Source organism: Pseudoalteromonas lipolytica (assembly GCF_003515105.1).
Classification (GTDB): domain Bacteria; phylum Pseudomonadota; class Gammaproteobacteria; order Enterobacterales; family Alteromonadaceae; genus Pseudoalteromonas; species Pseudoalteromonas lipolytica.
Window position 1 is genome coordinate 75,177 of the sequence record NZ_CP032090.1, and the last position, 25,718, is coordinate 100,894.

At 44.1% G+C, this 25,718-nt stretch carries 24 protein-coding genes, 2 tRNA genes and 3 rRNA genes; 21 read left to right on the forward strand and 8 right to left on the reverse strand.

The window, feature by feature from the left end:
- The first annotated feature begins 91 nt into the window (after positions 1-91).
- From D0907_RS00285 to D0907_RS00310, 6 genes are all read left to right on the forward strand, one after another.
- Entirely contained in the window at positions 92-1,543 is a 1,452-nt protein-coding gene (locus D0907_RS00285; protein WP_036973674.1) for a TrkH family potassium uptake protein, read from the forward strand.
- Between the two features lie 37 nt (positions 1,544-1,580).
- The gene (locus D0907_RS00290; RefSeq protein ID WP_118843869.1) at positions 1,581-2,243 is read left to right on the forward strand and encodes a flagellar brake domain-containing protein; all 663 of its coding nucleotides are present in this window, start codon (positions 1,581-1,583) and stop codon (positions 2,241-2,243) included.
- 470 nt (positions 2,244-2,713) lie between these two features.
- On the forward strand, positions 2,714-2,926 hold the full coding sequence (locus tag D0907_RS00295; RefSeq protein ID WP_036973672.1) for an EF-hand domain-containing protein: 213 nt from the start codon (positions 2,714-2,716) through the stop codon (positions 2,924-2,926).
- Positions 2,927-2,990: 64 nt separating this feature from the next.
- Entirely contained in the window at positions 2,991-3,203 is a 213-nt protein-coding gene (locus D0907_RS00300) for an EF-hand domain-containing protein (protein ID WP_036973671.1), read from the forward strand.
- Positions 3,204-3,349: 146 nt separating this feature from the next.
- Positions 3,350-3,565 (forward strand): EF-hand domain-containing protein, encoded by a 216-nt coding sequence (locus tag D0907_RS00305; RefSeq protein WP_036973670.1) that lies wholly within the window; start codon positions 3,350-3,352, stop codon positions 3,563-3,565.
- A 71-nt stretch (positions 3,566-3,636) separates the two neighbouring features.
- Positions 3,637-3,855 (forward strand): EF-hand domain-containing protein, encoded by a 219-nt coding sequence (locus D0907_RS00310; protein WP_036973668.1) that lies wholly within the window; start codon positions 3,637-3,639, stop codon positions 3,853-3,855.
- 90 nt (positions 3,856-3,945) lie between these two features.
- Here the strand turns inward: D0907_RS00310 and trkA are convergent, their stop codons facing one another.
- Genes trkA through def form a run of 4 tightly spaced genes read right to left on the reverse strand, consistent with a single transcriptional unit; the run spans position 3,946 to position 8,097 of the window.
- Positions 3,946-5,322, reverse strand: a complete 1,377-nt coding sequence (gene trkA / locus D0907_RS00315) for a Trk system potassium transporter TrkA (protein WP_036973666.1) — start codon at positions 5,320-5,322, stop codon at positions 3,946-3,948.
- A gap of 9 nt (positions 5,323-5,331) precedes the next feature.
- Positions 5,332-6,621 carry a 16S rRNA (cytosine(967)-C(5))-methyltransferase RsmB gene (rsmB, locus tag D0907_RS00320; protein ID WP_036973662.1) on the reverse strand — a complete coding sequence of 430 codons (1,290 nt, stop codon included), beginning with the start codon at positions 6,619-6,621 and terminating at the stop codon, positions 5,332-5,334.
- On the reverse strand, positions 6,614-7,567 hold the full coding sequence (fmt, locus tag D0907_RS00325; protein WP_075594481.1) for a methionyl-tRNA formyltransferase: 954 nt from the start codon (positions 7,565-7,567) through the stop codon (positions 6,614-6,616). Before fmt ends, rsmB begins: the two co-directional genes overlap by 8 nt.
- A 23-nt stretch (positions 7,568-7,590) precedes the next feature.
- On the reverse strand, positions 7,591-8,097 hold the full coding sequence (def, locus tag D0907_RS00330; protein ID WP_036973660.1) for a peptide deformylase: 507 nt from the start codon (positions 8,095-8,097) through the stop codon (positions 7,591-7,593).
- 118 nt (positions 8,098-8,215) lie between these two features.
- On the opposite strand from def, the gene D0907_RS00335 reads away from it, so the two are divergent.
- From D0907_RS00335 to hemF, 6 genes are all read left to right on the forward strand, one after another.
- Complete coding sequence (locus D0907_RS00335) at positions 8,216-9,334, forward strand: LysM peptidoglycan-binding domain-containing protein (RefSeq protein ID WP_036973657.1); 1,119 nt, start codon at positions 8,216-8,218, stop codon at positions 9,332-9,334.
- Between the two features lie 29 nt (positions 9,335-9,363).
- Positions 9,364-10,461, forward strand: coding sequence for a DNA-processing protein DprA (dprA, locus tag D0907_RS00340; RefSeq protein WP_065978271.1), 1,098 nt, complete (start codon positions 9,364-9,366; stop codon positions 10,459-10,461).
- Positions 10,454-10,927: a DUF494 family protein gene (locus D0907_RS00345; RefSeq protein WP_036973655.1), complete on the forward strand. Its 474-nt coding sequence runs from the start codon at positions 10,454-10,456 to the stop codon at positions 10,925-10,927. Before dprA ends, D0907_RS00345 begins: the two co-directional genes overlap by 8 nt.
- Positions 10,928-11,032: 105 nt before the next feature.
- Positions 11,033-11,602: a DNA topoisomerase family protein gene (locus tag D0907_RS00350; RefSeq protein ID WP_036973654.1), complete on the forward strand. Its 570-nt coding sequence runs from the start codon at positions 11,033-11,035 to the stop codon at positions 11,600-11,602.
- 35 nt (positions 11,603-11,637) lie between these two features.
- Positions 11,638-12,204 (forward strand): L-threonylcarbamoyladenylate synthase type 1 TsaC, encoded by a 567-nt coding sequence (tsaC, locus tag D0907_RS00355; RefSeq protein ID WP_036973653.1) that lies wholly within the window; start codon positions 11,638-11,640, stop codon positions 12,202-12,204.
- A gap of 2 nt (positions 12,205-12,206) precedes the next feature.
- A complete protein-coding gene (gene hemF, locus D0907_RS00360; protein WP_065978269.1) occupies positions 12,207-13,157 on the forward strand; it encodes an oxygen-dependent coproporphyrinogen oxidase in 951 nt (316 codons plus the stop codon).
- On the opposite strand, the gene D0907_RS00365 is transcribed toward hemF, so the two are convergent.
- From D0907_RS00365 to D0907_RS00375, 3 genes are all read right to left on the reverse strand, one after another.
- Complete coding sequence (locus D0907_RS00365; RefSeq protein ID WP_065978268.1) at positions 13,154-13,618, reverse strand: hypothetical protein; 465 nt, start codon at positions 13,616-13,618, stop codon at positions 13,154-13,156. The two genes, hemF and D0907_RS00365, sit on opposite strands and share 4 nt — an antisense overlap.
- A gap of 66 nt (positions 13,619-13,684) precedes the next feature.
- On the reverse strand, positions 13,685-15,280 hold the full coding sequence (locus D0907_RS00370; protein WP_074989752.1) for a methyl-accepting chemotaxis protein: 1,596 nt from the start codon (positions 15,278-15,280) through the stop codon (positions 13,685-13,687).
- A gap of 84 nt (positions 15,281-15,364) precedes the next feature.
- A complete protein-coding gene (locus D0907_RS00375; protein WP_036973648.1) occupies positions 15,365-15,796 on the reverse strand; it encodes a group II truncated hemoglobin in 432 nt (143 codons plus the stop codon).
- A gap of 41 nt (positions 15,797-15,837) precedes the next feature.
- On the opposite strand from D0907_RS00375, the gene aroE reads away from it, so the two are divergent.
- Positions 15,838-16,662: a shikimate dehydrogenase gene (gene aroE / locus D0907_RS00380; protein ID WP_118843870.1), complete on the forward strand. Its 825-nt coding sequence runs from the start codon at positions 15,838-15,840 to the stop codon at positions 16,660-16,662.
- The gene (locus tag D0907_RS00385; RefSeq protein WP_036973646.1) at positions 16,659-16,913 is read left to right on the forward strand and encodes a DUF1488 family protein; all 255 of its coding nucleotides are present in this window, start codon (positions 16,659-16,661) and stop codon (positions 16,911-16,913) included. The genes aroE and D0907_RS00385 overlap by 4 nt, the downstream gene beginning before the upstream one ends.
- Here D0907_RS00385 and D0907_RS00390 read toward each other — a convergent pair.
- The gene (locus D0907_RS00390) at positions 16,910-17,443 is read right to left on the reverse strand and encodes a gamma carbonic anhydrase family protein (protein ID WP_036973645.1); all 534 of its coding nucleotides are present in this window, start codon (positions 17,441-17,443) and stop codon (positions 16,910-16,912) included. The two genes, D0907_RS00385 and D0907_RS00390, sit on opposite strands and share 4 nt — an antisense overlap.
- A 590-nt stretch (positions 17,444-18,033) precedes the next feature.
- On the opposite strand from D0907_RS00390, the gene D0907_RS00400 reads away from it, so the two are divergent.
- The 7 genes from D0907_RS00400 (at position 18,034) to D0907_RS00430 (ending at position 25,716) form a co-directional block, all read left to right on the forward strand.
- A 16S ribosomal RNA gene (locus D0907_RS00400) occupies positions 18,034-19,574 on the forward strand.
- Positions 19,575-19,647: 73 nt separating this feature from the next.
- A tRNA-Ile gene (locus tag D0907_RS00405) sits at positions 19,648-19,724 on the forward strand.
- Between the two features lie 37 nt (positions 19,725-19,761).
- Positions 19,762-19,837 (forward strand) — tRNA-Ala (locus D0907_RS00410).
- Positions 19,838-20,124: 287 nt separating this feature from the next.
- Positions 20,125-23,010 (forward strand): 23S ribosomal RNA (locus D0907_RS00415).
- A 121-nt stretch (positions 23,011-23,131) separates the two neighbouring features.
- Positions 23,132-23,246, forward strand: a 5S ribosomal RNA gene (gene rrf / locus D0907_RS00420).
- The 16S, 23S and 5S rRNA genes sit together here with 2 tRNA genes alongside, the layout of an rRNA operon.
- 607 nt (positions 23,247-23,853) lie before the next feature.
- Positions 23,854-24,786 carry a hypothetical protein gene (locus D0907_RS00425; RefSeq protein ID WP_036974313.1) on the forward strand — a complete coding sequence of 311 codons (933 nt, stop codon included), beginning with the start codon at positions 23,854-23,856 and terminating at the stop codon, positions 24,784-24,786.
- 30 nt (positions 24,787-24,816) lie between these two features.
- Entirely contained in the window at positions 24,817-25,716 is a 900-nt protein-coding gene (locus D0907_RS00430; protein ID WP_118843872.1) for a DUF350 domain-containing protein, read from the forward strand.
- Positions 25,717-25,718: the final 2 nt, after the last annotated feature.

A 25,718-nucleotide genomic window follows, 5' to 3' on the forward strand; every position in this document is an offset into this window, starting at 1 on the left:
AAAATAAATACATAGCGTTTACTTACAATTAAGCCTGTAAGACAATAAACTGTATTAGCTAAATCATTTAATAAGAAAGCGATACGCCTAGATGCAATTTCGTACCATAATAAAAATTCTCGGCCAGCTGGTGGCGTTATTTAGTATCACGATGGTCCCACCGGCACTGGTGTCTTTAATTTATAAAGACGGTGGGGGTGTGCCGTTCGTTCTTGCGTTTATTTTTAGCGTTGTTATTGGTTTAGCTGCATATTACCCAAACCGTCATGAGCATGGTGATTTAAAAGCCCGCGAAGGCTTTTTAATTGTGGTGTTGTTCTGGCTGGTACTTGGCAGCTTTGCTGCTGTGCCTTTAGTGTTCTTACAGGAACCAAACCTATCTCTCGCTGACTCGGTATTTGAGGCCTTCTCGGGGCTGACTACCACAGGAGCAACCGTTTTAACGGGGATTGAATACTTACCCAAATCAGTGCTTTTTTATCGTCAACAACTGCAGTGGCTAGGTGGTATGGGGATCATTGTATTGGCCGTCGCTGTATTACCGATGCTAGGTGTTGGTGGTATGCAGTTATACCGTGCTGAAACTCCAGGGCCAGTTAAAGACTCGAAAATGACCCCGCGGATTGCCGATACCGCCAAACACCTTTGGTACATTTATGTGTCGCTGACCATCGCATGTACGCTTGCCTATTGGGGAGCGGGTATGGATTGGTTTGATGCGATTTGTCATGCTTTCTCAACCATCGCAATTGGGGGATTCTCTACATACGATGCGTCTATGGGGCAATTTGACAGCCCATTAATAAACTTTATTTGTGTGGTGTTTTTGCTGATTGCGGCGATTAACTTTTCGTTGCACTACGCTGCGGTCTCCTCGCGCAGTATTCGTGTTTACTTGCGCGACCCTGAATTTAAAGTGTTTTTACTTATTCAGTTAGCGCTAGTGATTATTTGTTTTACGGTACTCTCTTCTAATAATATTTATGCAGATGGTGATGAAACGCTCGATCAAGCAATGTTTCAAGCTGTCTCTATGAGTACTACCGCGGGCTTTGCGACAGATAATTTTTCTGCTTGGCCATTGTTCTTACCTATCTTACTTATTTTTTCGAGCTTTATCGGCGGCTGTGCGGGCTCGACGGGCGGCGGTATGAAAGTTGTAAGGGTTTTCCTTCTGTACTTGCAAGGGATACGTGAATTAAACCGCTTAGTTCACCCGCGGGCTATATACTCTATAAAGCTCGGTCGTAAAGCGCTCCCCGATAAAGTGGTCGAAGCCGTTTGGGGGTTCTTTTCTGCTTATGCACTGGTTTTTGTTATTATCATGCTGGCCTTAATGGGCACAGGCATGGACAATATAAGTGCTTTTTCAGCGACGGCGGCGTGTTTAAACAACTTAGGCCCAGGTTTGGGTGAAGTCGCGGCGCATTATGGCGCGATATCTGATACGGCAAAGTGGTTGTTAACAATTGCGATGGTGTTTGGTCGTCTTGAAATATTCACTTTATTAGTTTTATTTACCCCAACATTCTGGCGCGGTTAAGGTTTTATTTGGTTATTTTTCAAGGAGTAGAGAAACAATGCCAAAAACGCAGCAGCAACTTAATTTAGAAAAACTAACCTATATACCCGCAGGGAGTGTGGTCGATGTTGAAATAATAACTGCGACAGAAAGTAAGCGTGTCAAAATTGAATTTATTGGTTTACTTAACGAGCAGTACATCATACTTAACTATCCCCCTGCAAAACGTTTGCCGAATGCGGGTGACTTTATCAAAGAGGGGGTTATGGTGATTGTTCGGGCTGTTTTAGAAAGCGGGGGTGGGCAGGTTATTGCATTTCGTCAGCAGATAAAAGCCGTTGCTTCACACCCTTGTCGATTGATATTTTTACATTTTCCCCAACAAGTACAACTCTTTAGCTTGCGCAGCGAAGCGCGGATCCCCACTTTGTTTCCCGCCAAGCTTGTTATAGATGAACAAGTATATGAAGGCGTAATTAAAGACATTTCACTTGCCGGTGTGCAATTTGAGATTAACAGCGAGGCCGACCTTAGTCATTTGAAAGCACAAGCGTGTCAGGTGGTGCTCAGTAAACGTGAATTTACAGGCAAGGTATGCAGAGTCCGCAAACGAGAGTCGGGCTATCAGTTTGGTGTGCAGCTCAATACCAGTGAAAATGAAATGAACGTCTTTATGAAAGAGCACCTCATAGACCTTTCGGTATTAGAGATAACGAGTTAACGAGCATTGATTCGCCATTTTGCAACAAAATGACTGTTTTTCACTTTTTCTCTAAAAATTAATCAAAAATAATCGATATAAATATATAAAACCCATTTAAATCAGATGATTAAGCGTTAAAAATATTTTTATTTTTTTTGAGGCGTGTTGCCATTCATCTACGGTTTAGCCCCCACACGCAATATTTTCTCTGTTTTAGTGACAAAAAACGGCAGATGTCTCTGTTTTTGCTTTTTTAACTTATTGATTAATAGCTAAAAAATTTTCTCACCTCATTGCTTGTTGCTAAAAAGCAACAAAATAACAGCCAGTTTTCCCCTAATTTACTAAAAAATAAACTTAACCTCATGATTTATAGCGTTTTTTAAACTTTGGCATTGAAGTTGAAATAGTTAAAGCGAACACAGAGAAAGTTGATTTAGGAATTAGTCCTCTATCGCAGTTTAGACAACATTGAAGGAATAGTGATTATGAAAACGTTACACAAAACATGTGCACTTATCGCCCTTGTCGCTTCATCAACTGCATTTGCAGCGGTGGATTTTGAAACGCTAGATGTCGATGGCGATGGAGCAATCAGTAAAAGCGAAGCATCTGTAAGCTCACCGTTAATGAGCCAGTTTAAAGAGCTTGATACCGACGGTAATGGCGAACTATCAAAAGAAGAGTTCGCGAAAGCATAATTTCAGTGTAAGGACACATTGAAAAGGACTTCTTACTTAAAGCTACTATTTGAAGGATTACATTATGAACACAGTAAATAAAACATTAGCCCTTGTGGCACTTATCTCTTCATCAGCCGCATTTGCGATGAGCGATTTCGAAACGCTAGACGTTGATGGCAATGGCGTTATTAGCCAAAGCGAAGCATCCGTTGATGCAGAGCTAATGAGTAAGTTTAGCGAATTAGACACTGACGGTAACGGTGAGTTATCAAAACAAGAATTTTCAAAAGCTTAATGAAATTAAGCAAGCCAAGTTATCTAGCTGATTAGTTCTGAGCTGCCAAAGACAGCCTAAATGGATAAGGGAATCCATGACAAAGAACAACCAGGAGCGTGTGATCAGCTAACACTTTTTTAGTTAAATATTGAAGGAATATGATTATGAAGACAGTAAATAAAACACTAGCCCTAATTGCACTTGCATCTTCTTCAGCTGTTTTTGCTGCCACTGACTTTGATACATTGGATGTAGATGGCGATGGTGTGATAAGCAAAAGTGAAGCATCAGTCGACGCAAAAATCATGTCACAATTTAAAACACTGGATGTCGATGGTGATGGCGTACTGACTGAAACAGAATTTTCAGCGGCCGAGTAACAAAGCCAATTTCCACTAAACAGGGATCTCAGAAACGGACTTCACTCTTTTCAAATTTTGAGGCAGTTATTATGAAACACATCAACACAACATTGGCTATTTTAGCATTAGCAACGTCATCAGCAGCGTTTGCTCAAGGCGTCAGTTTTTCTACATTTGATACCAACGGCGATGGCGTGATCAGCAAAGAAGAAGCATCTGTAAATATGCAGCTTGAAAAACTATTTCCTGAGCTTGATAGCGATGGTAACGGAGAGCTTTCAAAAGAAGAGTTCGCACAGATTCAATAGGTTCGTAACCAGAGACTCTGGTTAACTACTTTCACTTCAAGAGTCGTAAAGCAGCCGTCATGGCTGCTTTTTTATTTTCATGTTTTTGGTCTATAAGAAAATAGCGCTAACTTGGAACAGCTTTTCAACAACCGTGATGTGTTTCTTGTCGATTAGGAACATGATCACATGGTCACCCGACTGAATCACCGTATCATCATGAGCAATGAGTACATCGTCATTACGCACAATTGCACCAATAGTGGTGCCTGCGGGTAGCTTGATATCGGCAATCGCGCGGCCAACAACTTTCGATGTATGTTCATCGCCATGGGCTACGGCTTCAATTGCTTCAGCCGCGCCTTTACGTAATGAATAAACGTTAACGATATCACCGCGGCGAACATGCGTTAACAGAGCTGAGATAGTCGCTTGTTGTGGTGAAATGGCAATATCTATTTCACCGCCTTGAACGAGGTCAACATAGGCGCCGCGTTGGATCAGCACCATGGTTTTTTGTGCGCCCATGCGTTTAGCAAGCATGGCCGACATAATGTTTGCTTCGTCGTCGTTTGTAACAGCAATGAACACATCAACTTGTTCAATGTGCTCTTCTGAGAGCAGTTCTTGATCAGAGGCGTCACCACAGAACACAACGGTATTGTCGAGTAACTCAGAGAGCTGTGCCGCACGTTCTTTATTACGCTCAAGAAGTTTAACACTGTGATTTTTTTCTAGTGAGCGCGCCAAACCTGCACCAATATTACCCCCACCTGCAATCATGATTTTCTTGTATGAGCGTTCAAGTTTTTGCAGCTCATTCATGACCGCTCGAATGTGTTTTGTTGCGGCGATAAAGAACACTTCATCGTCAGCCTCAATCACGGTTGTGCCGAGTGGTTTAATTGCTTTACCTTGTCGGTAAATTGCTGCTACACGGGTTTCTACATTGGGAATATGTTCTTTCAATGCCGACAGCGCATACCCAACTAATAAGCCACCATAGTAAGCTTTTACTGCAACCAGTGATAACATACCATCAGCGAACTGCAGCACTTGTAAAGCACCCGGATAGTCTATTAATCGACGAATATACTTAGTCACTAAGGCTTCTGGAGCAATGTAGTGATCAACCGGTAAGTCGTCATTATGGAACAGCTTTTCGCGGTACTTTAAGTATTGCTCTGAGCGAATACGCGCAATTTTGGTGGGCGTATTAAAAATACTGTAGGCGACTTGGCAGGCAACCATGTTCACTTCATCAGAACTGGTTACCGCAATAATCATATCGGCGTCTTCTGCGCCTGCGCGACGCAGTACATCTGGGTGAGCACTGTGACCAGTAACCCCCTGTAGATCGTACTTATCTTGCAGCTCGCGTAAGCGGTTACCGTCGATATCAACCACTGTGATCTCGTTTTGCTCACCAACGAGGTTTTCTGCTAATGTGCCGCCGACTTGTCCGGCACCGAGTATGATTATTTTCATGGTGTATTCTTATGAATGTTTTTTAACTAGCTTTGCATAGTAGAAACCATCGCTCTCACCCGGTAGCAATTGCAAGCCAGGTAACGTTGGAGTATCGTTTTCATGCAGTGGTATATGCTCTGCATTGCTGTTGTTAGCAAGAAACGTGGCAACTTGTTGCTGATTTTCTTGTGGTAACACTGAGCAGGTTGCATACACTAACGTACCACCCGGTTTAAGCAGAGGCCAGATACTGTTGAGAATATCACCTTGTAAGTGTGCAAGGTCTTCAATATCTGATGCTCTACGCAACCATTTAATATCAGGGTGGCGACGAATAACACCGGTGGCAGAACAAGGCACATCAAGTAAAATTCGATCGAACTGCTTTTCGTCCCACCAAATATGCGGCTGTGATGCATCGGCACACTGCAAATCAGCGGCAAGGCCAATACGTACTAAATTTTGCTTTACACGCTCTAAGCGTTCACTGTCGCTATCTAGTGCTAATACATCGGCATCAGCAAGCTCCAAAATATGGCAGGTTTTACCGCCTGGCGCTGCACAGGCATCAAGAATCAGCTCATCATCTTGTGGATCTAAAAAACGTGCTGCTAACTGCGCCGCCGCATCTTGAACAGAGCATGCACCTGTTTCAAACTCAGGTAAAGAAAATACATCGCATGGCTTGGCAAGTTTAATACCATCTGGAAAATCAGCATTGAGGCTGTGTTCAATGTCATTTGCTTTGAGCATGTCGCTGTATTCTTGCGTGCTATATTGTGCTTGATTTACACGTAACCACATTGGAGCTTGTTGTTGGTTTGCTTCAAGAATATCTTGCCAGTTATCAGGGTAGGCTGCTGTAACGTGCTTAATAAACCACCCTGGGTGGTTGTATTGGCAAACAGGGATTTGCTTGGCTTTTTCTTCAAGCTCGGCTTGTTCACGTTGGAAACTTCGTAAAATAGCGTTGATTAAGCCTTTTAAACCTAGCGCACGCATTTGTTGTAATGCATTAACGGTTTCACTGATAGCGGCATGCGGTGGAACACGCATATGCTGAAGTTGGTAAATGCCCACATACAGCAAGAACTGAAAAATACGGCGCTTGCCTTTTAGCGGTTGATCTAAAAGTTGCTGACAGTAATTTTCGAGGCTAGGTAAATAACGCAGCACACCGTAGCAAATTTGTTGTAGTAAGGCTTTATCTTTTGGCGATAAACCTTGGCTTGCAAAGGGCAATTCTTGGTTTAACGATGCACCTTTATCAACCACGTTATACAGAGTTTCAGCAGCAAGTGCTCTAACATTACTCATTGTTTTGCCCTAATACTGAGCCAGGTTCAACCCAGTCGCTGCGGCCATTTAAAAAATCGCTCACTGCCATTGGTTTTTTGCCTTGCGGTTGAAGTAGGGTGATCTTAAGTGCATCTTGACCGCAGGCAACGGTAATACCTTGCTTATCAGCGGCGATAATTTTACCTGCTTCAGCGGTGTGAGAGACGATTTCAGCCTGCCAAATCTTTACCGTTTGACCTGCCATTTGGGTAAAGCAAACAGGCCATGGATTAAAGGCGCGAATATTACGCTCAATTTGTGCTGCGTCCTGGGTCCAATCAATGTTTGCTTCGTCTTTAGAGAGCTTTTTCGCATAATTGGCAAGATTGTCATCTTGTTTTTCAGGTACTATCTCACCGGCAGCAAGGCGGTTTATCGTACTAATGAGCGCATCAGGTCCAAGTGCCGCAAGCTTGTCGTAAAGTGAACTGCTGGTTTCTGCGCTATCGATTGGACAGCGACTAATATGGAGCATATCGCCGGTATCTAAGCCTTCATCCATCTGCATTATGGTTACGCCGGTTTCATTGTCGCCAGCCCAAATTGCACGTTGAATCGGTGCTGCACCGCGCCAACGCGGTAAAATCGAACCATGAACATTTAAGCAACCAAGGCGAGGTGTCTCTAAAACTGCTTTAGGTAGCAATAAGCCATACGCGACCACAATCATGATGTCGGCGTTAAGGGTTTGTAGCTCAGCGAGCGCCTCATCTGACTTAAGAGACTCAGGTTGAAAAACGGGCAAATTATGAGCAACAGCCAGCTCTTTTACTTCGCTTGCTTTTAGTTTTTTACCGCGACCCGCAGGGCGGTCTGGTTGGCTGTACACGCCAACAATGTCATGCTCTGAATCAATCAGTGCTTGTAAATGGCGCGCAGCAAAGTCTGGCGTACCAGCAAAAATAATGCGTAATGGTTGTGTCACAGAAATTCCTATCGATAAACTTATTATTTAGCAGCGAGCTTTGCTTCTTTTTCAAGCTTTTTACGGATACGTTGGCGCTTTAATGGCGATAAATAATCAATAAACAGGGTGCCTTTAAGATGATCAAGCTCATGCTGAATACAAATAGCCAGTAATTCATCAGCATCTAAACTGAATGCTTCGCCATGTTCGTTAAGCGCTTTAACAGTGACTGTTTCTGCACGGTCAACTTTCGCATATGAATAAGGAACAGATAAACAACCTTCTTCGCTCACTGTTGAGCCATCTTTTTGAGTTATTTCTGGATTAATTAATACCAGTGGTTGGTCACGTTCTTCAGAGACATCGATGACCACGATTCGCTGGTGGATATCTACTTGCGTAGCTGCTAAGCCGATACCGTTTTCGTCATACATCGTTTCAAGCATATCTTTGACGATTTGACGAACTTCGTCGTTTACTTCTGGTACTTCTTTCGCGATTGTACGTAAACGCTCATCCGGAAATCTTAAAACTTCTAACCTAGCCATAGTTACCTTTTACACTTGTGATTCATTTAGGGTATTGTATGCTCTTATTTTAGCCATTCGTGTTCACCTTTAACAGGTTTTGGTTGATAATAATCTAAAAACAACACAAGGAAGCCAAATGAGACATCCATTAGTTGCGGCTATGTTAGCCATTAGCTGCGCTTTTACAGCATCTGCTGATGTGTTAACAATAAAAAAAGATGCTCCAAAACAATATGTTGTGAAAAAGGGTGATACGCTTTGGGACATTTCTGGCGTGTATCTCAATGAACCATGGCAGTGGCCTGATTTATGGCAAATGAATCCGCAAATTGCTAATCCACATTTAATCTACCCCGGTGATGCGCTCACTTTAATCTACGATAAAGATGGAAATCCGCGTCTCGTGAAGAATGCGCGCTATAAAAAGCTGTCTCCTGAAGGGCGAATAACTCCGAAAGGTAAGCAGGCCGTACCGACTTTACCCCTGGAATTATTGCGTCCTTACTTAAGTTATGAGCAGGCTATTAGCGCGGATGTGATTGCTGAAAAACCGTATATCTTAGGTGCCAGCGTTAATACTAAAATGAACACGATGGATCATATTCTGTACGTAAAAGGGGACTTAAACCTAAATGAAGCGTATGCAGTATATCGTAAAGGCTCTGAGTTAATTGACCCGACTTCACAAGAAGTGTTGGCTAATAAAGCAGAGTTGGTCGCCATTGTGCGTGCATTTAGAAGCGGTGATGTTGCTAATGGGATCCCGGCTTCAGTGAAAATTGAGTTGATTAAACAAGAAATTAGACCAAATGATTTCTTGATGCCAGCAATGGATGGTCAATTGCTGCCGGCATACTTCACAATGAAACGCCCTGATACCACAATGAATGGCACAATTATTTCGTCTGCCACTGAACTTCGTGAATTTAGTACAATGGATATTGTTGTGCTAAATTTAGGGTCAGACCAAGTTAAACCTGGTTTTGTACTTGATATTCAACGTCAGTCTCCAGAAGTGTTTGATGGCGCAAATGGTCCGCGCTATCGCGAAGATTCAACCAGCCTTGAAAAGTTAATCACTGATACGAATGACTTTTTAGGTGTAGAGGCGGACGAAGACAGTAAAGTATGGCATATGCCAAAGGAGAAAGTCGGTGAGCTAATGGTATTTAAGGTTTACGATACCGTCAGTTATGCACTGATTGTAAAAAATCAGCATCCTATTAGAGTTGGAGATTATGCCGTCATAAACTAACTCCTCTGAGGACGCTCTAAGGAGGGAGCATGGAACAGTATTCAGGCAAGCTAGCTCACTGGCTTGCCTTTTATTTATGTAAAGGGATAGGGGTTAAAACCCTTATAGCGCTAAGCCAAAAACACGAACTGAGTGAACTCTTCGCTCTGACTAACGCACAATTGCAGAGTTTAGGCTTAACACAAAGCCAAGCTAATAACCTCACCAATACCGATTGGCATCAGGTTGAACATTACCAAACCCTTATTAAGCAACAGCAATTAACCGTAATTTGTTACTTTGATGATTGCTATCCGCCTTTATTGAAACACATTGCCAGTGCGCCTTTACTGTTATTTTGTTTGGGTAACGTTGCATTATTAACGTCGCCACAAATAGCAATAGTGGGCAGTCGCAATGCAACCCCTACGGGGTCAGAGATTGCTGCTGAGTTTGCGCATCAGTTGTCATTACTCGGTATGACGATAACGTCGGGTATGGCGCTGGGGATTGATGGATCAGCGCATAAAGGGGCTTTAGCGGGAAGTGGTAATACAATTGCAGTGCTTGGGACGGGGCTTGATATTACCTACCCTAAACGTCATAAATTATTAACTAAGCACGTGGCAGAACGCGGCTTGTTGGTGTCGGAGTTTTTGCCAGGAACCGCTGCCAATGCGACAAATTTTCCGCGTCGTAATCGCATTATCTCTGGTTTGTCATTAGGGGTATTAATTGTAGAAGCGCAAATAAAAAGCGGCTCTTTAGTCACTGTGCGTTATGCCTTAGAGCAAAATAAAGAAGTGTTTGCAGTACCGGGTTCAATTAAGAACCCTCTCTCAGAGGCGAGTCATTTTTTAATTAAGCAAGGGGCTAAATTAGTTGAAAATGTGAGTGACATTCTTGATGAAGTGAGCTTTTTTTGTGAAAACAGTCTATATAATATAGAACAGCCTATTGCAGATGAACTCGACTGCCCAGTGTTCAAAAGTATAGGGTTTGAGGTAACCAGCGTGGATGTAATAACTCAACGCAGCCAACTACCAATCGATGAAGTACAAGCTCGGTTACTTGACCTAGAGCTCGCCGATAAAGTCGAACGAGTGCTAGATGGTTATATAAGACTTGGAGGACATAAATATGTTTGACATCCTCATGTATCTTTTTGAAAACTATATCCATAGCGAAGCTGAAATCTTCACGGAAGAAAACGAGCTCACCGATGAGTTGGTGCGTGCTGGTTTTAACAAACCTGAAATCTACAAAGCACTTGATTGGCTTGAGCAGCTCGCAGATCTGCAACAAAGTGATGTGTGCCCTTATTTAAATGCGCAGCCACAACATGCTACGCGCATCTACACAGATAGCGAATGCCAAATGTTGAGCACAGAATGCCGAGGCTTCTTAATGTTTATTGAGCAAATCGGTGTCATCAATACAATAACCCGTGAAATGGTTATTGATAGATTGTGCGCCCTTGATAAACCATTTATCCATTTAGAAGATTTAAAATGGGTGGTGTTAATGGTGCTATTTAATGTGCCCGGCTCAGAGCAAGCATATGCGCAAATGGAAGACCTGATCTTTGACGAACCAGCCGACGTGCTTCATTAATGCATTGCCGCTGGGAGCATGGTGGCTCGTCGCTTTCGACTTTGCTTGTATCTTTGCTGAGTTTGGGTATATTAAGCGAAAATTAGCCAGCCTCACAGGAATCTTATGAGTAAAATCGACCATTCTCTTTTTTCTGCAGATAAACATGCGTTAGAAAAAGAGTATGAGGTTTGCCCTAAATGTGGTTCTGAATTGGTTATGCGACACTCTAAATCAGGCCCATTTTTAGGGTGCGCCAGTTACCCTAAATGCGACTATATTCGCCCACTTGCTCATCATGACAGCCAGCAAATTAAAGTACTCGAAGACAGTGCATGTCCCGAGTGTACTAGACCGCTTGTGATCAAGAATGGTCGTTACGGTATGTTTATAGGGTGTACAGGTTACCCTGACTGTCACTACATAGCGCATGATGAAGATGCTGACGATGCACCCACTTTGCCCGCGTGCCCTAAGTGTAAAAAAGGGCAGTTGGTTGCGCGTAGCAATAAATTTGGCAAGACCTTTTATTCCTGTGACTGCTACCCTCGATGTAAATACACACTGAACCATAAACCCGTTGCTCAGGTATGCCCAGCGTGCCAGTGGCCTGTTATGACTGAAAAGAAAATGGCCTCGGGTGTTGTGCTACAATGCCCTCAGAAGTCGTGTATGCACAAGCTTATAGAATCTTAATACACTCGTTATTTGCTTAAATTAGGAGAGTTTCTTTGTCTGATCCTGTTGCTCAACCTGCCAATGCCATTGATGCATTACAACAAGGCGGTGTGATTGTTTACCCAACCGAAGCAGTATTCGGTCTTGGCTGTGACCCTGATAATCAAGCTGCTGTAGAAAAGCTACTAGCAATCAAACAACGCCCCGTTGAAAAAGGCTTAATTTTAATTGCTGATAATTATGGTCAGTTATTAAAGTATGTTGATGATGCTAAGATCCCGATGGATAAACGTGCTGATATTTTTTCGCAGTGGCCGGGTGCAATTACATGGGTCATGCCAGCGGCAAAAGAGACACCTAAGTGGTTAACAGGCCAGTTTGATAGTATTGCTGTACGTGTCACTAATCATCCAACTGTTAAAGCCCTTTGCCAGCAGTTTGGTAAACCAATGGTTTCAACCAGCGCAAACTTAACCGGCCAGCCTACAGTGATGAGTATTACGCACGCTAAAAGTGAGTTCGCTGATCGTGTTGATTTTTATGTCGATGAGCCACTCGGTGGCAATAGTCAACCTAGTGTGATTAAAGATGCAATGACCGGCAAAGTATTCAGAGGATAAACATGCAAAGCGAGCTACTCCAACACGTAAAAACATACCTAATGGCCCTACAAGATAGCATTTGTAAGGGCCTTGAAAACGCCGATGGCAAAGCAAAATTTGTTGAAGATAATTGGCAGCGCGAAGAAGGCGGCGGTGGTCGTACGCGGGTGATTCAAGGGGGAGATGTTATTGAGCAAGGAGGAGTCAACTACTCGCATGTATTTGGTGCTTCAATGCCAGCATCAGCGACGGCTCATCGTCCAGAACTTGCTGGTCGTAGTTTCCATGCGTGTGGTGTATCGCTGGTGATCCACCCAAAAAACCCACACATTCCAACTAGTCACGCTAATGTACGCTTTTTTATTGCTGAAAAAGACGGGGAAGCGCCTATCTGGTGGTTTGGAGGTGGTTTTGATTTAACACCTTATTACCCTGTTTTTGAAGATGTACAGCATTGGCACCAAGTTGCGCATGATTTATGTCAGCCGTTCGGTGACGGTGTTTACGATAAATATAAAACCTGGTGTGATGATTATTTTTACTTAAAGCACCGCAGTGAAACTCGCGGAGTAGGTGGTTTATTTTTTGATGACCTAAATGAGCTTGGCTTTGAGCAAAGCTTTGCTTTCATGCAAGCAGTTGGTAATGGGTTCTTAGACGCTTATTTACCTATTATTGAGCGTCGAAAAGAGACACCAACAACAGAGCAACAGCGAGATTTTCAACTTTATCGCCGTGGCCGTTATGTCGAATTTAATTTAGTGTGGGACCGAGGCACCTTATTTGGTTTACAAACCGGCGGGCGTACAGAGTCTATTTTGATGTCGATGCCACCATTAGCACGCTGGGAATATAACTATGCACCTGCGGTGGATAGCCCTGAAGCGAAGCTATATCAATATTATTTACGCCCACAAGCATGGCTTAACACAACAGAAGAAGCGCTTATTGCTCGTCAGTGGCAGCTTTAATCGAGTGCTGAAATAACTCTAAACAACTTTGCGTTGTCATTATCTACGGTGGTGACAACGTTTGTTCTGCTTGGCAGCTCTGCCAAAATGCTAAATAAAATTTCGCTTTTCAAAATAGCCAGCTCATGCTCAGAAGTCTTAATGGGAGCACTGATTTGCGTTAGACACTTTGTGTTATCACACGCATAAAAGTCGAGCTTCACTTCATAAAATTCAGGGTGCTGAATCAATGTGTCAAAGCCTTTTATAATGAGCTGTTCATAATCATCACTTTTAGTTGTTTTATCTGAAGTAAGCAGTGAGTTGGCAATAAACTGAATATCATCGTGGTAAAGCAGGTCGTTTGAGTAGGCCGTTTCAGTGAAGGGATGTGAATCTCGAGAGAATGAAGCATACAAAACGGCAATAAGCCCAGCACACACTAAACCTGCACACACTAAAAGAGTAGGGGGATATTTCATTTAAACGTCCATATCTGTCGCGAAATAGTGTTCTCTAATCTATCAGTTGTGCATAAAATGCGCAATTTAGCTTAATTTAAAACGCCTTACTTGCTCATCTAAAGAGCGTGCTAACGACACTAACTCTTCACTGACTTTTTGATTTTCATGGGCATCAACCAAGGAATGTTCGGCATTATCACTAATCGCGACAACACTTTGGTTTATTTCTTCTGCGGCTAAATTTTGCTGCTCTGTGGCATCGGCAATTTGCACGTTGAGTTGGTTTATTTCACTCATCTGTGCAGAGATATCACGCAGTGCTTTTGCCACTTGTTTTACTTGCACAGCCCGTTCATCGGCTTCTGCACTCGAATTATTCATGGTATTGACCGTTTGTGCCGCCTCGTGTTGTAACTTATCAATAGTGCGGCGAATTTCGTCTGTTGAGTCGTGTGTTCTATTCGCCAACGTTCTTACCTCATCAGCAACAACCGCAAAGCCTCGTCCAGCTTCACCTGCACGTGCCGCTTCAATGGCTGCATTCAAGGCCAGTAAATTGGTTTGCTCGGCAATGCTGCTGATCACTTCAAGAACTTTACCAACATCGAGGGTTTGCGCTTGCAATTGTGATACTTGATCTGCGGCTGCTCTTACATCTGCTGCAAGCTGATTAATACTCAGCTCGGTGTGTTCCGCTACTTCTAAGCTTTGCTGTGCAAGTTGGTTACTGTGTTCTGATTTTTCAGACGCAAAGTGAGTGGTATTTTTCACTTCACTTGATGAGCTTTCAAGTTCATTTATCGCAGCAGCCACTGAGTCTGTGCCTTGTTTTTGCTGCAAGATGGCTTGCTCTGTGGCGTCGGCCGAAGCATAGATGCTCTCGGCAGAGTGGATCAGCACTTTAGATGAATGCGACACTTGCGCAATGTTGTCTTTAAAGGCGCTAATCATGTGGTTAAAGCTGGTGGCCAATGAACTTAACTCGTCATTGTGGTCATCATTAATATTGAGGCTCAAATCTTTATTGGTGGTTGCTAAATGCATGGTATGACTGATGATTTTTAATCGTTTTATAAAAATCTTTCTGAATAACATGGCCAGTAGCATAAAAGCAGCAATAAAAATGGTTGATAACAATAAAGTATTCATCAAGGTGTTTTGTGACACTTCATGCTCAATATCAGCCAGTGAATAACTGATTTTTACCACCCCAAGAACATCACCTTCCTGTGCTTGATGGCACCCTAGACAGTTCGTGCCTTTATAATCACGTGTTGCAAACATGGGTTTTAAGTAGGTCATGGTGCTGTTGTTTTTATCGATATACAGCGCTTCGGTGCCTTTTAATGCATCGCGCTCAGCGTCAGTATTCGCTGCTTGGTTCGCATTTCCGGGGCCGTAGAGCTTATTAACAATAGCGCTGCGGATAATGTGCGCGTCTTCAATGTTTTCATGGCTTCTTAATTTATTACTCAGAATTTCTCTGTTTGCCATTGTGCCTGTTAACATCATGGTATTGATAGAGTCAAAGTAGTTATCGGCTAGTAACTTAATATTACTTTCAACGGTATCTTGCGCGAGGGCTTGTTGCTGCTGAGCACTGCTAAATATGCTGGCAAATAAGACCAGCACACCAGTAATTGCAAGCAATGTATAAATTTTAAATTGGATAGACTTCACTTGACGACGCTTCCACTAAACTAAGGAAAGAGTATTATCTTTATTTAGAAAAAGCGTATATTGATATAGCTCAAGCTTAGCTAATTAATGTTGATTGATCATGTGGCTGGCAAGTTGTGAAAGAGACTGTCTTAACCCTTCACGCAATAAAGGATTATCGATTTCGATATCCAGCGTTTTATTCATACAATACATCCATTGATCACGTAGGTCTTGATCAATTGGGAATGGCATGTGACGCTTTCTGAGCATCGGATGACCGTATTTCTCTACGAAGAGATCGGGGCCGCCTAACCAACCGGAAAGAAATTCAAAAAACACTTGGCGAATTCTATCAAGTGGTTGTGGATGCATATCATATAATGGTTTGGCGTATTCATCACAGGCCATTATGTCGTAGAATCGGTTTGCAATGGCACGAGCACCGGCTTCACCACCAATAATTTCGTAAGGTGTTTTTTCTGGCGTGGGTGTTTCAGGCTCTGCTTTCGATTTAGAAAAAAGTCGTTTAATCATAATATTAATAAAGCTCTACAAGGCAAAGAGGTTGCTTCACTATGGATAAATACGCGGTTTTTGGAAATCCAATAAAACACTCGAAATCACCCGCAATACATAAACAGTTTGCGACCTCATTAGGTGAGCAAATTGATTACAGCGCCATTTTAGCACCAACCGATGCATTTGAAAAAACCGTATCACGCTTTTTCGCTGCGGGTGGCAAAGGTGCTAATGTTACTTTGCCTTTTAAAGAGCAAGCGTATGCAATGGTTGATGAGCTAAGTGAACAAGCGAAAGTCGCCGGTGCGGTAAATACGATTAAACGCCTTGACGATGGTCGTTTATTTGGCGACAACACTGACGGTATAGGTTTAGTGAAAGACTTACTGGCCAATAATGTCACGTTAAAAGCAAAACGGATTTTGTTGATTGGTGCCGGCGGTGCAGCACGTGGCGTAATTCAACCTCTCTTAAATGAGCGTATCGCGACGTTGAACATCGCGAATCGCACTGCCGAAAAAGCACATATGTTAGCTTCTATTTTTGCAGAGCAAGGAGATGTTAAAGGGTGCGCTTTAGATGAAATACCGAATGAACACTATGATATCGTGATTAATTCTACTTCGAGCAGTGTTACAGGTGACTTACCCGGTATTGCTCAAGAGCATGTCGCTCACTGCTCATGTGCCTACGATATGTTTTACGCCAATCACGCCACCGCATTTATAAGCTGGGTTAAAGCCGTTAATCCTAGCTGTATTACACTGGATGGCAGTGGCATGTTGGTTGGACAAGCCGCACAAGCTTATTATATATGGCGTAATAAAATGCCAGAAATACTGCCCGTGGTTGCTGCATTAAAAAGTGGAGAACTCGCATGAACCAAGCGATTCAATTTATAGATAGAGTTGAATACAAGGCACAAGACAAACTGCTTGTGTTTTATGCACAAGTCAGTGGAATGATGGTCGAGTGTGTTATCGACACGGATAAATATGATTTTGCTGATCAAAGCGGCGCGATCAATTACTTTGAAACACACCGCTTTGACTATGAAGAACTGGCCGAGCAATTAATAGAAGACGAGCAGTACAACTCGGCAGGACAAATAGTATTAACAGAGGTCTTTTAACTCTCTGCAATATATTCATCTTTAAGTTGCACATAATTGTCAGCAGATAACGTTAAAAAGGCACGCTCTTGCTCAGTGAGAGGGCGAGCCTGTTTGACAGGGCTTCCGACATATAAGTAACCAGACTCTAACCGCTTATTTGGGGGGACTAATGAGCCTCCACCAATAATTACATCGTCTTCAACGATAGCGTTATCCATAACAATGGCACCCATGCCAACAAGGATACGGTTGCCTAGTTGGCAGCCATGTAACATCACTTTATGTCCAACAGTGACATCATCACCAATAATAAGTGGATAACCGTCAGGGTTTGACTTACTTGCTCGGGTAAGATGAAGAACACTGCCATCTTGAATATTAGTACGCTCACCGATGCGTATATAGTTAACATCACCACGTGCTGCAACTAAAGGCCACACACTGCTGTCTTTGCCAAGCGTGATATCACCGACTAAAACGGATGATTCATCAATATAAACACTGTTATCAAATGTAGGAGTGATCCCTTTATAAGAACGGATAGTCATAAATTCACCTTAAATCGTCAAAATGCGCTAGCTCTAGTGTAACAGTGAAGTAAGAAAATTCACTAAAAGGCGCTAAAGTTGATTGTTAAACACTCAGTTTTAGGGCGTTTAGCTCAAAAGCTGAGCGAACAGTGCGTTTTTTTAAATTTTATTGAAAAAAGTGCTTGCGTAAAAAATCCATCTCCCTATAATGCGACCCCACTGAGACGGGAGACAGCAACGAAAGACGCTGAGCAACGTAGCAGAGAGTTAAGTAAAACTTCGGTTTTAAATCTTCGAAAAAAAGTTTAAAATTAAGTGTTGACTCTAAAAAATAAGGATGTATTATACGCATCCCTAGCGACGCAGTCGCACTGTTCTTTAACAATATAAAGCAATCATCTGTGTGGGCACTCGTACAGATTGAGTTCTAACAGTCGAGCTACTTAGGTAGTAAGACAAACAAATTTAGAGTCTCAATTTAAACTGAGTGACCAACGGAAATAAGTTTACTTATTTCAGCACAGTCAATTCAACATCGAAAGATGTTAAATAAATTCAGAATTCATTGAGCATGTCCGCTCCCTTATGGGAAGGACAGAAAAAACTTTTAATTGAAGAGTTTGATCATGGCTCAGATTGAACGCTGGCGGCAGGCCTAACACATGCAAGTCGAGCGGTAACAGAGAGTAGCTTGCTACTCTGCTGACGAGCGGCGGACGGGTGAGTAATGCTTGGGAATGTACCTTATGGTGGGGGACAACAGTTGGAAACGACTGCTAATACCGCATAATGTCTTCGGACCAAAGCGGGGGACCCTCGGGCCTCGCGCCATAAGATCAGCCCAAGTGGGATTAGCTAGTTGGTGAGGTAATGGCTCACCAAGGCGACGATCCCTAGCTGGTTTGAGAGGATGATCAGCCACACTGGGACTGAGACACGGCCCAGACTCCTACGGGAGGCAGCAGTGGGGAATATTGCACAATGGGCGCAAGCCTGATGCAGCCATGCCGCGTGTGTGAAGAAGGCCTTCGGGTTGTAAAGCACTTTCAGTAAGGAGGAAAGGTTGGATGTTAATAGCATTCAGCTGTGACGTTACTTACAGAAGAAGCACCGGCTAACTCCGTGCCAGCAGCCGCGGTAATACGGAGGGTGCGAGCGTTAATCGGAATTACTGGGCGTAAAGCGTACGCAGGCGGTTTGTTAAGCGAGATGTGAAAGCCCCGGGCTCAACCTGGGAACTGCATTTCGAACTGGCAAACTAGAGTGTGATAGAGGGTGGTAGAATTTCAGGTGTAGCGGTGAAATGCGTAGAGATCTGAAGGAATACCGATGGCGAAGGCAGCCACCTGGGTCAACACTGACGCTCATGTACGAAAGCGTGGGGAGCAAACAGGATTAGATACCCTGGTAGTCCACGCCGTAAACTATGTCTACTAGAAGCTCGGTTCCTCGGAACTGTTTTTCAAAGCTAACGCATTAAGTAGACCGCCTGGGGAGTACGGCCGCAAGGTTAAAACTCAAATGAATTGACGGGGGCCCGCACAAGCGGTGGAGCATGTGGTTTAATTCGATGCAACGCGAAGAACCTTACCTACACTTGACATACAGAGAACTTACCAGAGATGGTTTGGTGCCTTCGGGAACTCTGATACAGGTGCTGCATGGCTGTCGTCAGCTCGTGTTGTGAGATGTTGGGTTAAGTCCCGCAACGAGCGCAACCCCTATCCTTAGTTGCCAGCGATTCGGTCGGGAACTCTAAGGAGACTGCCGGTGATAAACCGGAGGAAGGTGGGGACGACGTCAAGTCATCATGGCCCTTACGTGTAGGGCTACACACGTGCTACAATGGCGCATACAGAGTGCTGCGAACTCGCGAGAGTAAGCGAATCACTTAAAGTGCGTCGTAGTCCGGATTGGAGTCTGCAACTCGACTCCATGAAGTCGGAATCGCTAGTAATCGCGTATCAGAATGACGCGGTGAATACGTTCCCGGGCCTTGTACACACCGCCCGTCACACCATGGGAGTGGGTTGCTCCAGAAGTGGATAGTCTAACCTTCGGGAGGACGTTCACCACGGAGTGATTCATGACTGGGGTGAAGTCGTAACAAGGTAGCCCTAGGGGAACCTGGGGCTGGATCACCTCCTTATACGATTTAGAACTTATTTGTTCGTAGTGTCCACACAGATGATTGTTAGTTAGAGAAACAATGCTTATTGTTTGGGTCTGTAGCTCAGTTGGTTAGAGCGCACCCCTGATAAGGGTGAGGTCGGTAGTTCAAATCTACTCAGACCCACCACTTCCATGAAGTGGAAACAGTAAGTACCAGCATATGTGGGGCTATAGCTCAGCTGGGAGAGCGCCTGCCTTGCACGCAGGAGGTCAGCAGTTCGATCCTGCTTAGCTCCACCACTTTTACTCCTTAAAAATAAACATTCTTATCAGGTAATAAACTGCTTGAGAATAGAGTGTGTTTAATTTTGAGAAGTTAATTCTCTTGCTCTTTAAAAATTTGGAAAGCTGATAATAAAATTCTGATGAATAACGATTGTTATTTATCAAGAGTTTTCAAAAGTAAAAATATGCCAATTAATTGAAAAATTAATCGGTATCTACTTTAGTATTCTCATCATTATTTGATGAATTAACTTCTGGCGAAGTTAACAGCTGTCACTAACAAAGACCCGTTTGGGTTGTATGGTTAAGTGACTAAGCGTACACGGTGGATGCCTTGGCAGTTGGAGGCGATGAAGGACGTATTAACTTGCGATAAGCCTAGTCAAGCTAGTAAAAAGCACTTGAGACTAGGATTTCCGAATGGGGAAACCCACCTGCTTGCAGGTATCTTACACTGAATACATAGGTGTAAGAGGCGAACGCGGAGAACTGAAACATCTAAGTACCCGTAGGAACAGAAATCAACCGAGATTCCGGAAGTAGCGGCGAGCGAAACCGGACCAGCCCTTAAGCTTATTATGTGTTAGTGAAACATTCTGGAAAGTATGACGATACAGGGTGATAGTCCCGTACACGAAAATGCATCTTAAGTTAAATCGAGTAGGTCGGAGCACGTGAAACTTTGACTGAATATAGGTGGACCATCATCTAAGGCTAAATACTCCCAACTGACCGATAGTGAACCAGTACCGTGAGGGAAAGGCGAAAAGAACCCCTGTGAGGGGAGTGAAATAGAACCTGAAACCGTGTACGTACAAGCAGTAGGAGCCCACTTGTTGGGTGACTGCGTACCTTTTGTATAATGGGTCAGCGACTTATATTTTGTAGCGAGGTTAACCGATTAGGGTAGCCGTAGGGAAACCGAGTCTTAACTGGGCGTTGAGTTGCAAGGTATAGACCCGAAACCCGGTGATCTAGCCATGGGCAGGTTGAAGGTTGAGTAACATCAACTGGAGGACCGAACCCACTAACGTTGAAAAGTTAGGGGATGACCTGTGGCTAGGAGTGAAAGGCTAATCAAACCGGGAGATAGCTGGTTCTCCCCGAAATCTATTTAGGTAGAGCCTCGGACGAATACTTACGGGGGTAGAGCACTGTTAAGGCTAGGGGGTCATCCCGACTTACCAACCCTTTGCAAACTCCGAATACCGTAAAGTACTATCCGGGAGACACACGGCGGGTGCTAACGTCCGTCGTGAAGAGGGAAACAACCCAGACCGCCAGCTAAGGTCCCAAAGTCATAGTTAAGTGGGAAACGATGTGGAAAGGCCCAGACAGCCAGGAGGTTGGCTTAGAAGCAGCCACCCTTTAAAGAAAGCGTAATAGCTCACTGGTCGAGTCGGTCTGCGCGGAAGATGTAACGGGGCTAAACTATGCACCGAAGCTGCGGATTCAAAATTTATTTTGAGTGGTAGGGGAGCGTTCTGTAAGCCGTTGAAGGTGACCCGGGAGGGTTGCTGGAGGTATCAGAAGTGCGAATGCTGACATGAGTAACGATAATGCGGGTGAAAAACCCGCACGCCGGAAGACCAAGGGTTCCTATCCCATGTTAATCAGGGTAGGGTAAGTCGACCCCTAAGGCGAGGCCGAAAGGCGTAGTCGATGGGAAACGGGTTAATATTCCCGTACTTGGTATAATTGCGATGGGGGGACGGAGCAGGCTAAGCAAGCATGGCGTTGGTTGTCCATGTGAAAGTGAGTAGGTTGAGAGTTTAGGAAAATCCGGACTCTTAAGACTGAGACACGAGACGAGCACCTAAGGGTGTGAAGTTGTTGATGCCATACTTCCAGGAAAAGCCTCTAAGCTTCAGATTATACCGAATCGTACCCCAAACCGACACAGGTGGTCAGGTAGAGAATACTAAGGCGCTTGAGAGAACTCGGGTGAAGGAACTAGGCAAAATCGTACCGTAACTTCGGGAGAAGGTACGCTCCGATTGGTGATGAGACTTGCTCTTTAAGCTGATTGGAGCCGCAGTGACCAGGTGGCTGGGACTGTTTATTAAAAACACAGCACTGTGCAAAATCGCAAGATGACGTATACGGTGTGACACCTGCCCGGTGCCGGAAGGTTAATTGATGGGGTTAGTTTTCGGACGAAGCTCTTGATCGAAGCCCCGGTAAACGGCGGCCGTAACTATAACGGTCCTAAGGTAGCGAAATTCCTTGTCGGGTAAGTTCCGACCTGCACGAATGGTGTAACCATGGCCACGCTGTCTCCACCCGAGACTCAGTGAAATTGAAATCGCAGTGAAGATGCTGTGTACCCGCGGCTAGACGGAAAGACCCCGTGAACCTTTACTACAGCTTGGCACTGAACATTGAACCTACATGTGTAGGATAGGTGGGAGGCTTTGAAGCAGAGACGCTAGTCTTTGTGGAGCCGTCCTTGAAATACCACCCTTGTAGTTTTGATGTTCTAACGTTGGCCCCTAATCGGGGTTACGGACAGTGCCTGGTGGGTAGTTTGACTGGGGCGGTCTCCTCCCAAAGAGTAACGGAGGAGCACGAAGGTTGGCTAAGTACGGTCGGACATCGTACGGTTAGTGTAATGGTAGAAGCCAGCTTAACTGCGAGACAGACACGTCGAGCAGGTACGAAAGTAGGTCATAGTGATCCGGTGGTTCTGAATGGAAGGGCCATCGCTCAACGGATAAAAGGTACTCCGGGGATAACAGGCTGATACCGCCCAAGAGTTCATATCGACGGCGGTGTTTGGCACCTCGATGTCGGCTCATCACATCCTGGGGCTGAAGTCGGTCCCAAGGGTATGGCTGTTCGCCATTTAAAGTGGTACGCGAGCTGGGTTTAGAACGTCGTGAGACAGTTCGGTCCCTATCTGCCGTGGGCGTTTGAGAATTGAGAGGGGTTGCTCCTAGTACGAGAGGACCGGAGTGAACGAACCGCTGGTGTTCGGGTTGTCATGCCAATGGCATTGCCCGGTAGCTACGTTCGGAACTGATAAGCGCTGAAAGCATCTAAGCGCGAAGCAGGCCTCGAGATGAGTTCTCACTAGACTTTTAAAGTCTCTGAAGGGCCGTTGAAGACTACAACGTTGATAGGCAGGATGTGGAAGTGGTGTGAGCCATTAAGCTAACCTGTACTAATTACCCGTGAGGCTTAACCATACAACGCCAAACGCGTTTTATGACAGCGTAACAGACAGAAGTTAGTATACTAAAGTAGATTTACGATTATCAGAATTCCGAATTTTAGTTAATTGCAGATGCGATTAACGACCAGAATATGCTTGGTGACAATAGCGTTTTGGACCCACCTGACCCCATGCCGAACTCAGTAGTGAAACGAAACAGCGCCGATGATAGTGTGGCATTTGCCATGTGAAAGTAGGACATCGCCAGGCTCCTAATTAGAGAAACCCGTTGCAGCAATGCAGCGGGTTTTTTGTTGCCTGTAGAAAAATAAAATACCCAACCAAGACCCCTACGACCTATATCTTTGTAAGCATCGTGTGGCATTGACCATGTGAAAGTAGGACATCCTACTGCGTAGCGCACCATGGCTCCTAATTAGAGAAACCCGTTGCAGCAATGCAGCGGGTTTTTTGCGTTCAGGGCTAAATCGTCCAGTATCATACTGAGATTGCATACAGAGATAAAAGACGCATCAGCGCAAGATGAAGAGACGTAGGAGGCACTTTAGTGCCGAAGTGTCTGATATGCCCTTCACACCTAATCACTGATATTCACTGCTAAAGCCGTTTCCATGCTTTATAATCAGATGTTTAATCACGATGTACAAATCAAAAGTGAATAGAGTAGTGGGCTCAAATCTTTAAAATAGGCCTACTTTATCAAGCATTCATTCTCATCTATTAATAATGAGTCTTCACTTGGCAAGCTGCCTGACGAATTAGTACCCTATTTACCCTTTGTTGCAATTTTCATCTTGGTTTAGTACCTGAGCTATGTAAAACTAATCGGGTTTTTAACCACAATCAGGTGACATGAATGTCTCAAATAAAAGCTTGGAAACTTATTAGCCTGTTTTGTTTGGTAAGCTTGCTTATGGGCTGTGAGTCGAAGGAAGAGCAGCTGAAACAAACAATACAACAATCCATAGAAAAAGCTGAAGTAGAGTTAAATCAGTTGGGTACTGCGCTTGATAATGGCTCTCTTCGTAATGCGACTTTACTTAAACAGTATGCAAAGGTCCTCACGGAGCAGCAACCACAACTTTCTGAAATTGCGCGTGTTATTAGCCTTGATGCAACCCGAGAAGGTGCTATTTACAGTGGGCTTAAACAGCGTTTAGCGGATGTCAAAGCAACGAGCTTAATTCCGCCTTATGAAGACACCCTTCATCAACTTGATTTAATTCGAGACGCCGCAAAACCGTCTTTATTCCAAGACGCTTTAACTGACCCAATAAATATGCTCGCCGATATGTCAAACGGTGCGCTTGCGCGTGTTGGGGCAATTAGTGAGGCTGCAGAAGGTGAAAGCGTAGGAAATCAGCTTGTTGGCAACCCTAATTACGGCCAATGGCAAACCAATAGTAGCGGCACTAGCTTTTGGGTTTGGTATGGTATGTATCGCATGCTCGGTGATGTGTTTGATCGTGTTGAATATGGTCGTTGGAGCCGCAACAGAAAATACAGCTATTACAATGACTATGGCCGTTATCGTTATTCGAGCCCTAAACAAATTAAGGCACAACAAACTGTTGAGACACGAACACGCCAGTCTTATCAACGTCAAGGTAAACAATTCACTAGCCCGTATGCAACCAAGCGAAGCGGTGCATCAGGGTTAAGCCGTAGCAGCTATACGCCGCCACGCACACGTAGTAGCTATGCTTCTAGTAGTAGTTACAGTAAAAGCTCCGGGTCATTACGCAACAGCTCGAGCAGAACATCACGTGGCATTAGCCGCGGTAAGTAGTGAAAAGAATAACCATCGGAGTTACAACACATGTATGAATTTAATGGAATAACAACGTGGTCATTGCAAGCTTTAGCAATCGACTTTGCAATCATTATCGCCTTATTTGTAAGCTTAAAGTTTATTAAAGGCTGGGTATCTAATCTACATGCCAATGATGAGATTACGGAACGTGACAACTTTGCGTTTGGTATTAGTTTTGCAGCAGGGCTTGTTGCGTTAGCCATTGTACTTAGCGGTGTGAGCAGTGGTGCATTTGCAGTCAGTTTACAACAAGAAGCACTACAAATGCTGGTCTATGGTGTAATGGCGATTGCGCTCATTAAGCTTGGTCATTTCTTCCAAGATAAAGTGGCGCTGCGTAAAGTGAGTTTGCATGACGAAATCGTCAAAGGTAATGCAACAGCTGCACTTATTGATTTTGGACATGTTGTTAGTGTTGCCATTGTTATTCGTTCAGCTTTATTTTGGGTTGCTACTGAGGGGTGGCATGGTCTTCCGATAGTAATAGCCGCATTTGTGATTGGCAGTATCGCCATGTTGTTGGTGAGCCAATACCGAGTTCAGCTGTTCAAACGTACAAATCGCAGTGGTGATTGCTTACAGCAAGCGGTGATTGACGGTAATTTAGCAGTGGGAATTCGTTATGCAGGCTTCTTAGTGGGCAGTGCATTAGCACTTACTGCAGCATCAGGCATAGCCCCGTACGCTGCGGATAATATTGGAGCAAGCTTAGGATATTGGGCATTGAGTGCCGCGCTAAGTATCGTAGCCTTTATTTTATTGCACTTACTAACGATTAAAATCATTTTAGCAGGGTGTGATATTTCCGATGAAGTTAATCGCCAGAAGAATGTCGGTGTAGCGGCAATTTCTGCTGCGGTATCATTTGCTATAGGCTCTACCATGGCCACGTTGTTAGGTGCTTAATT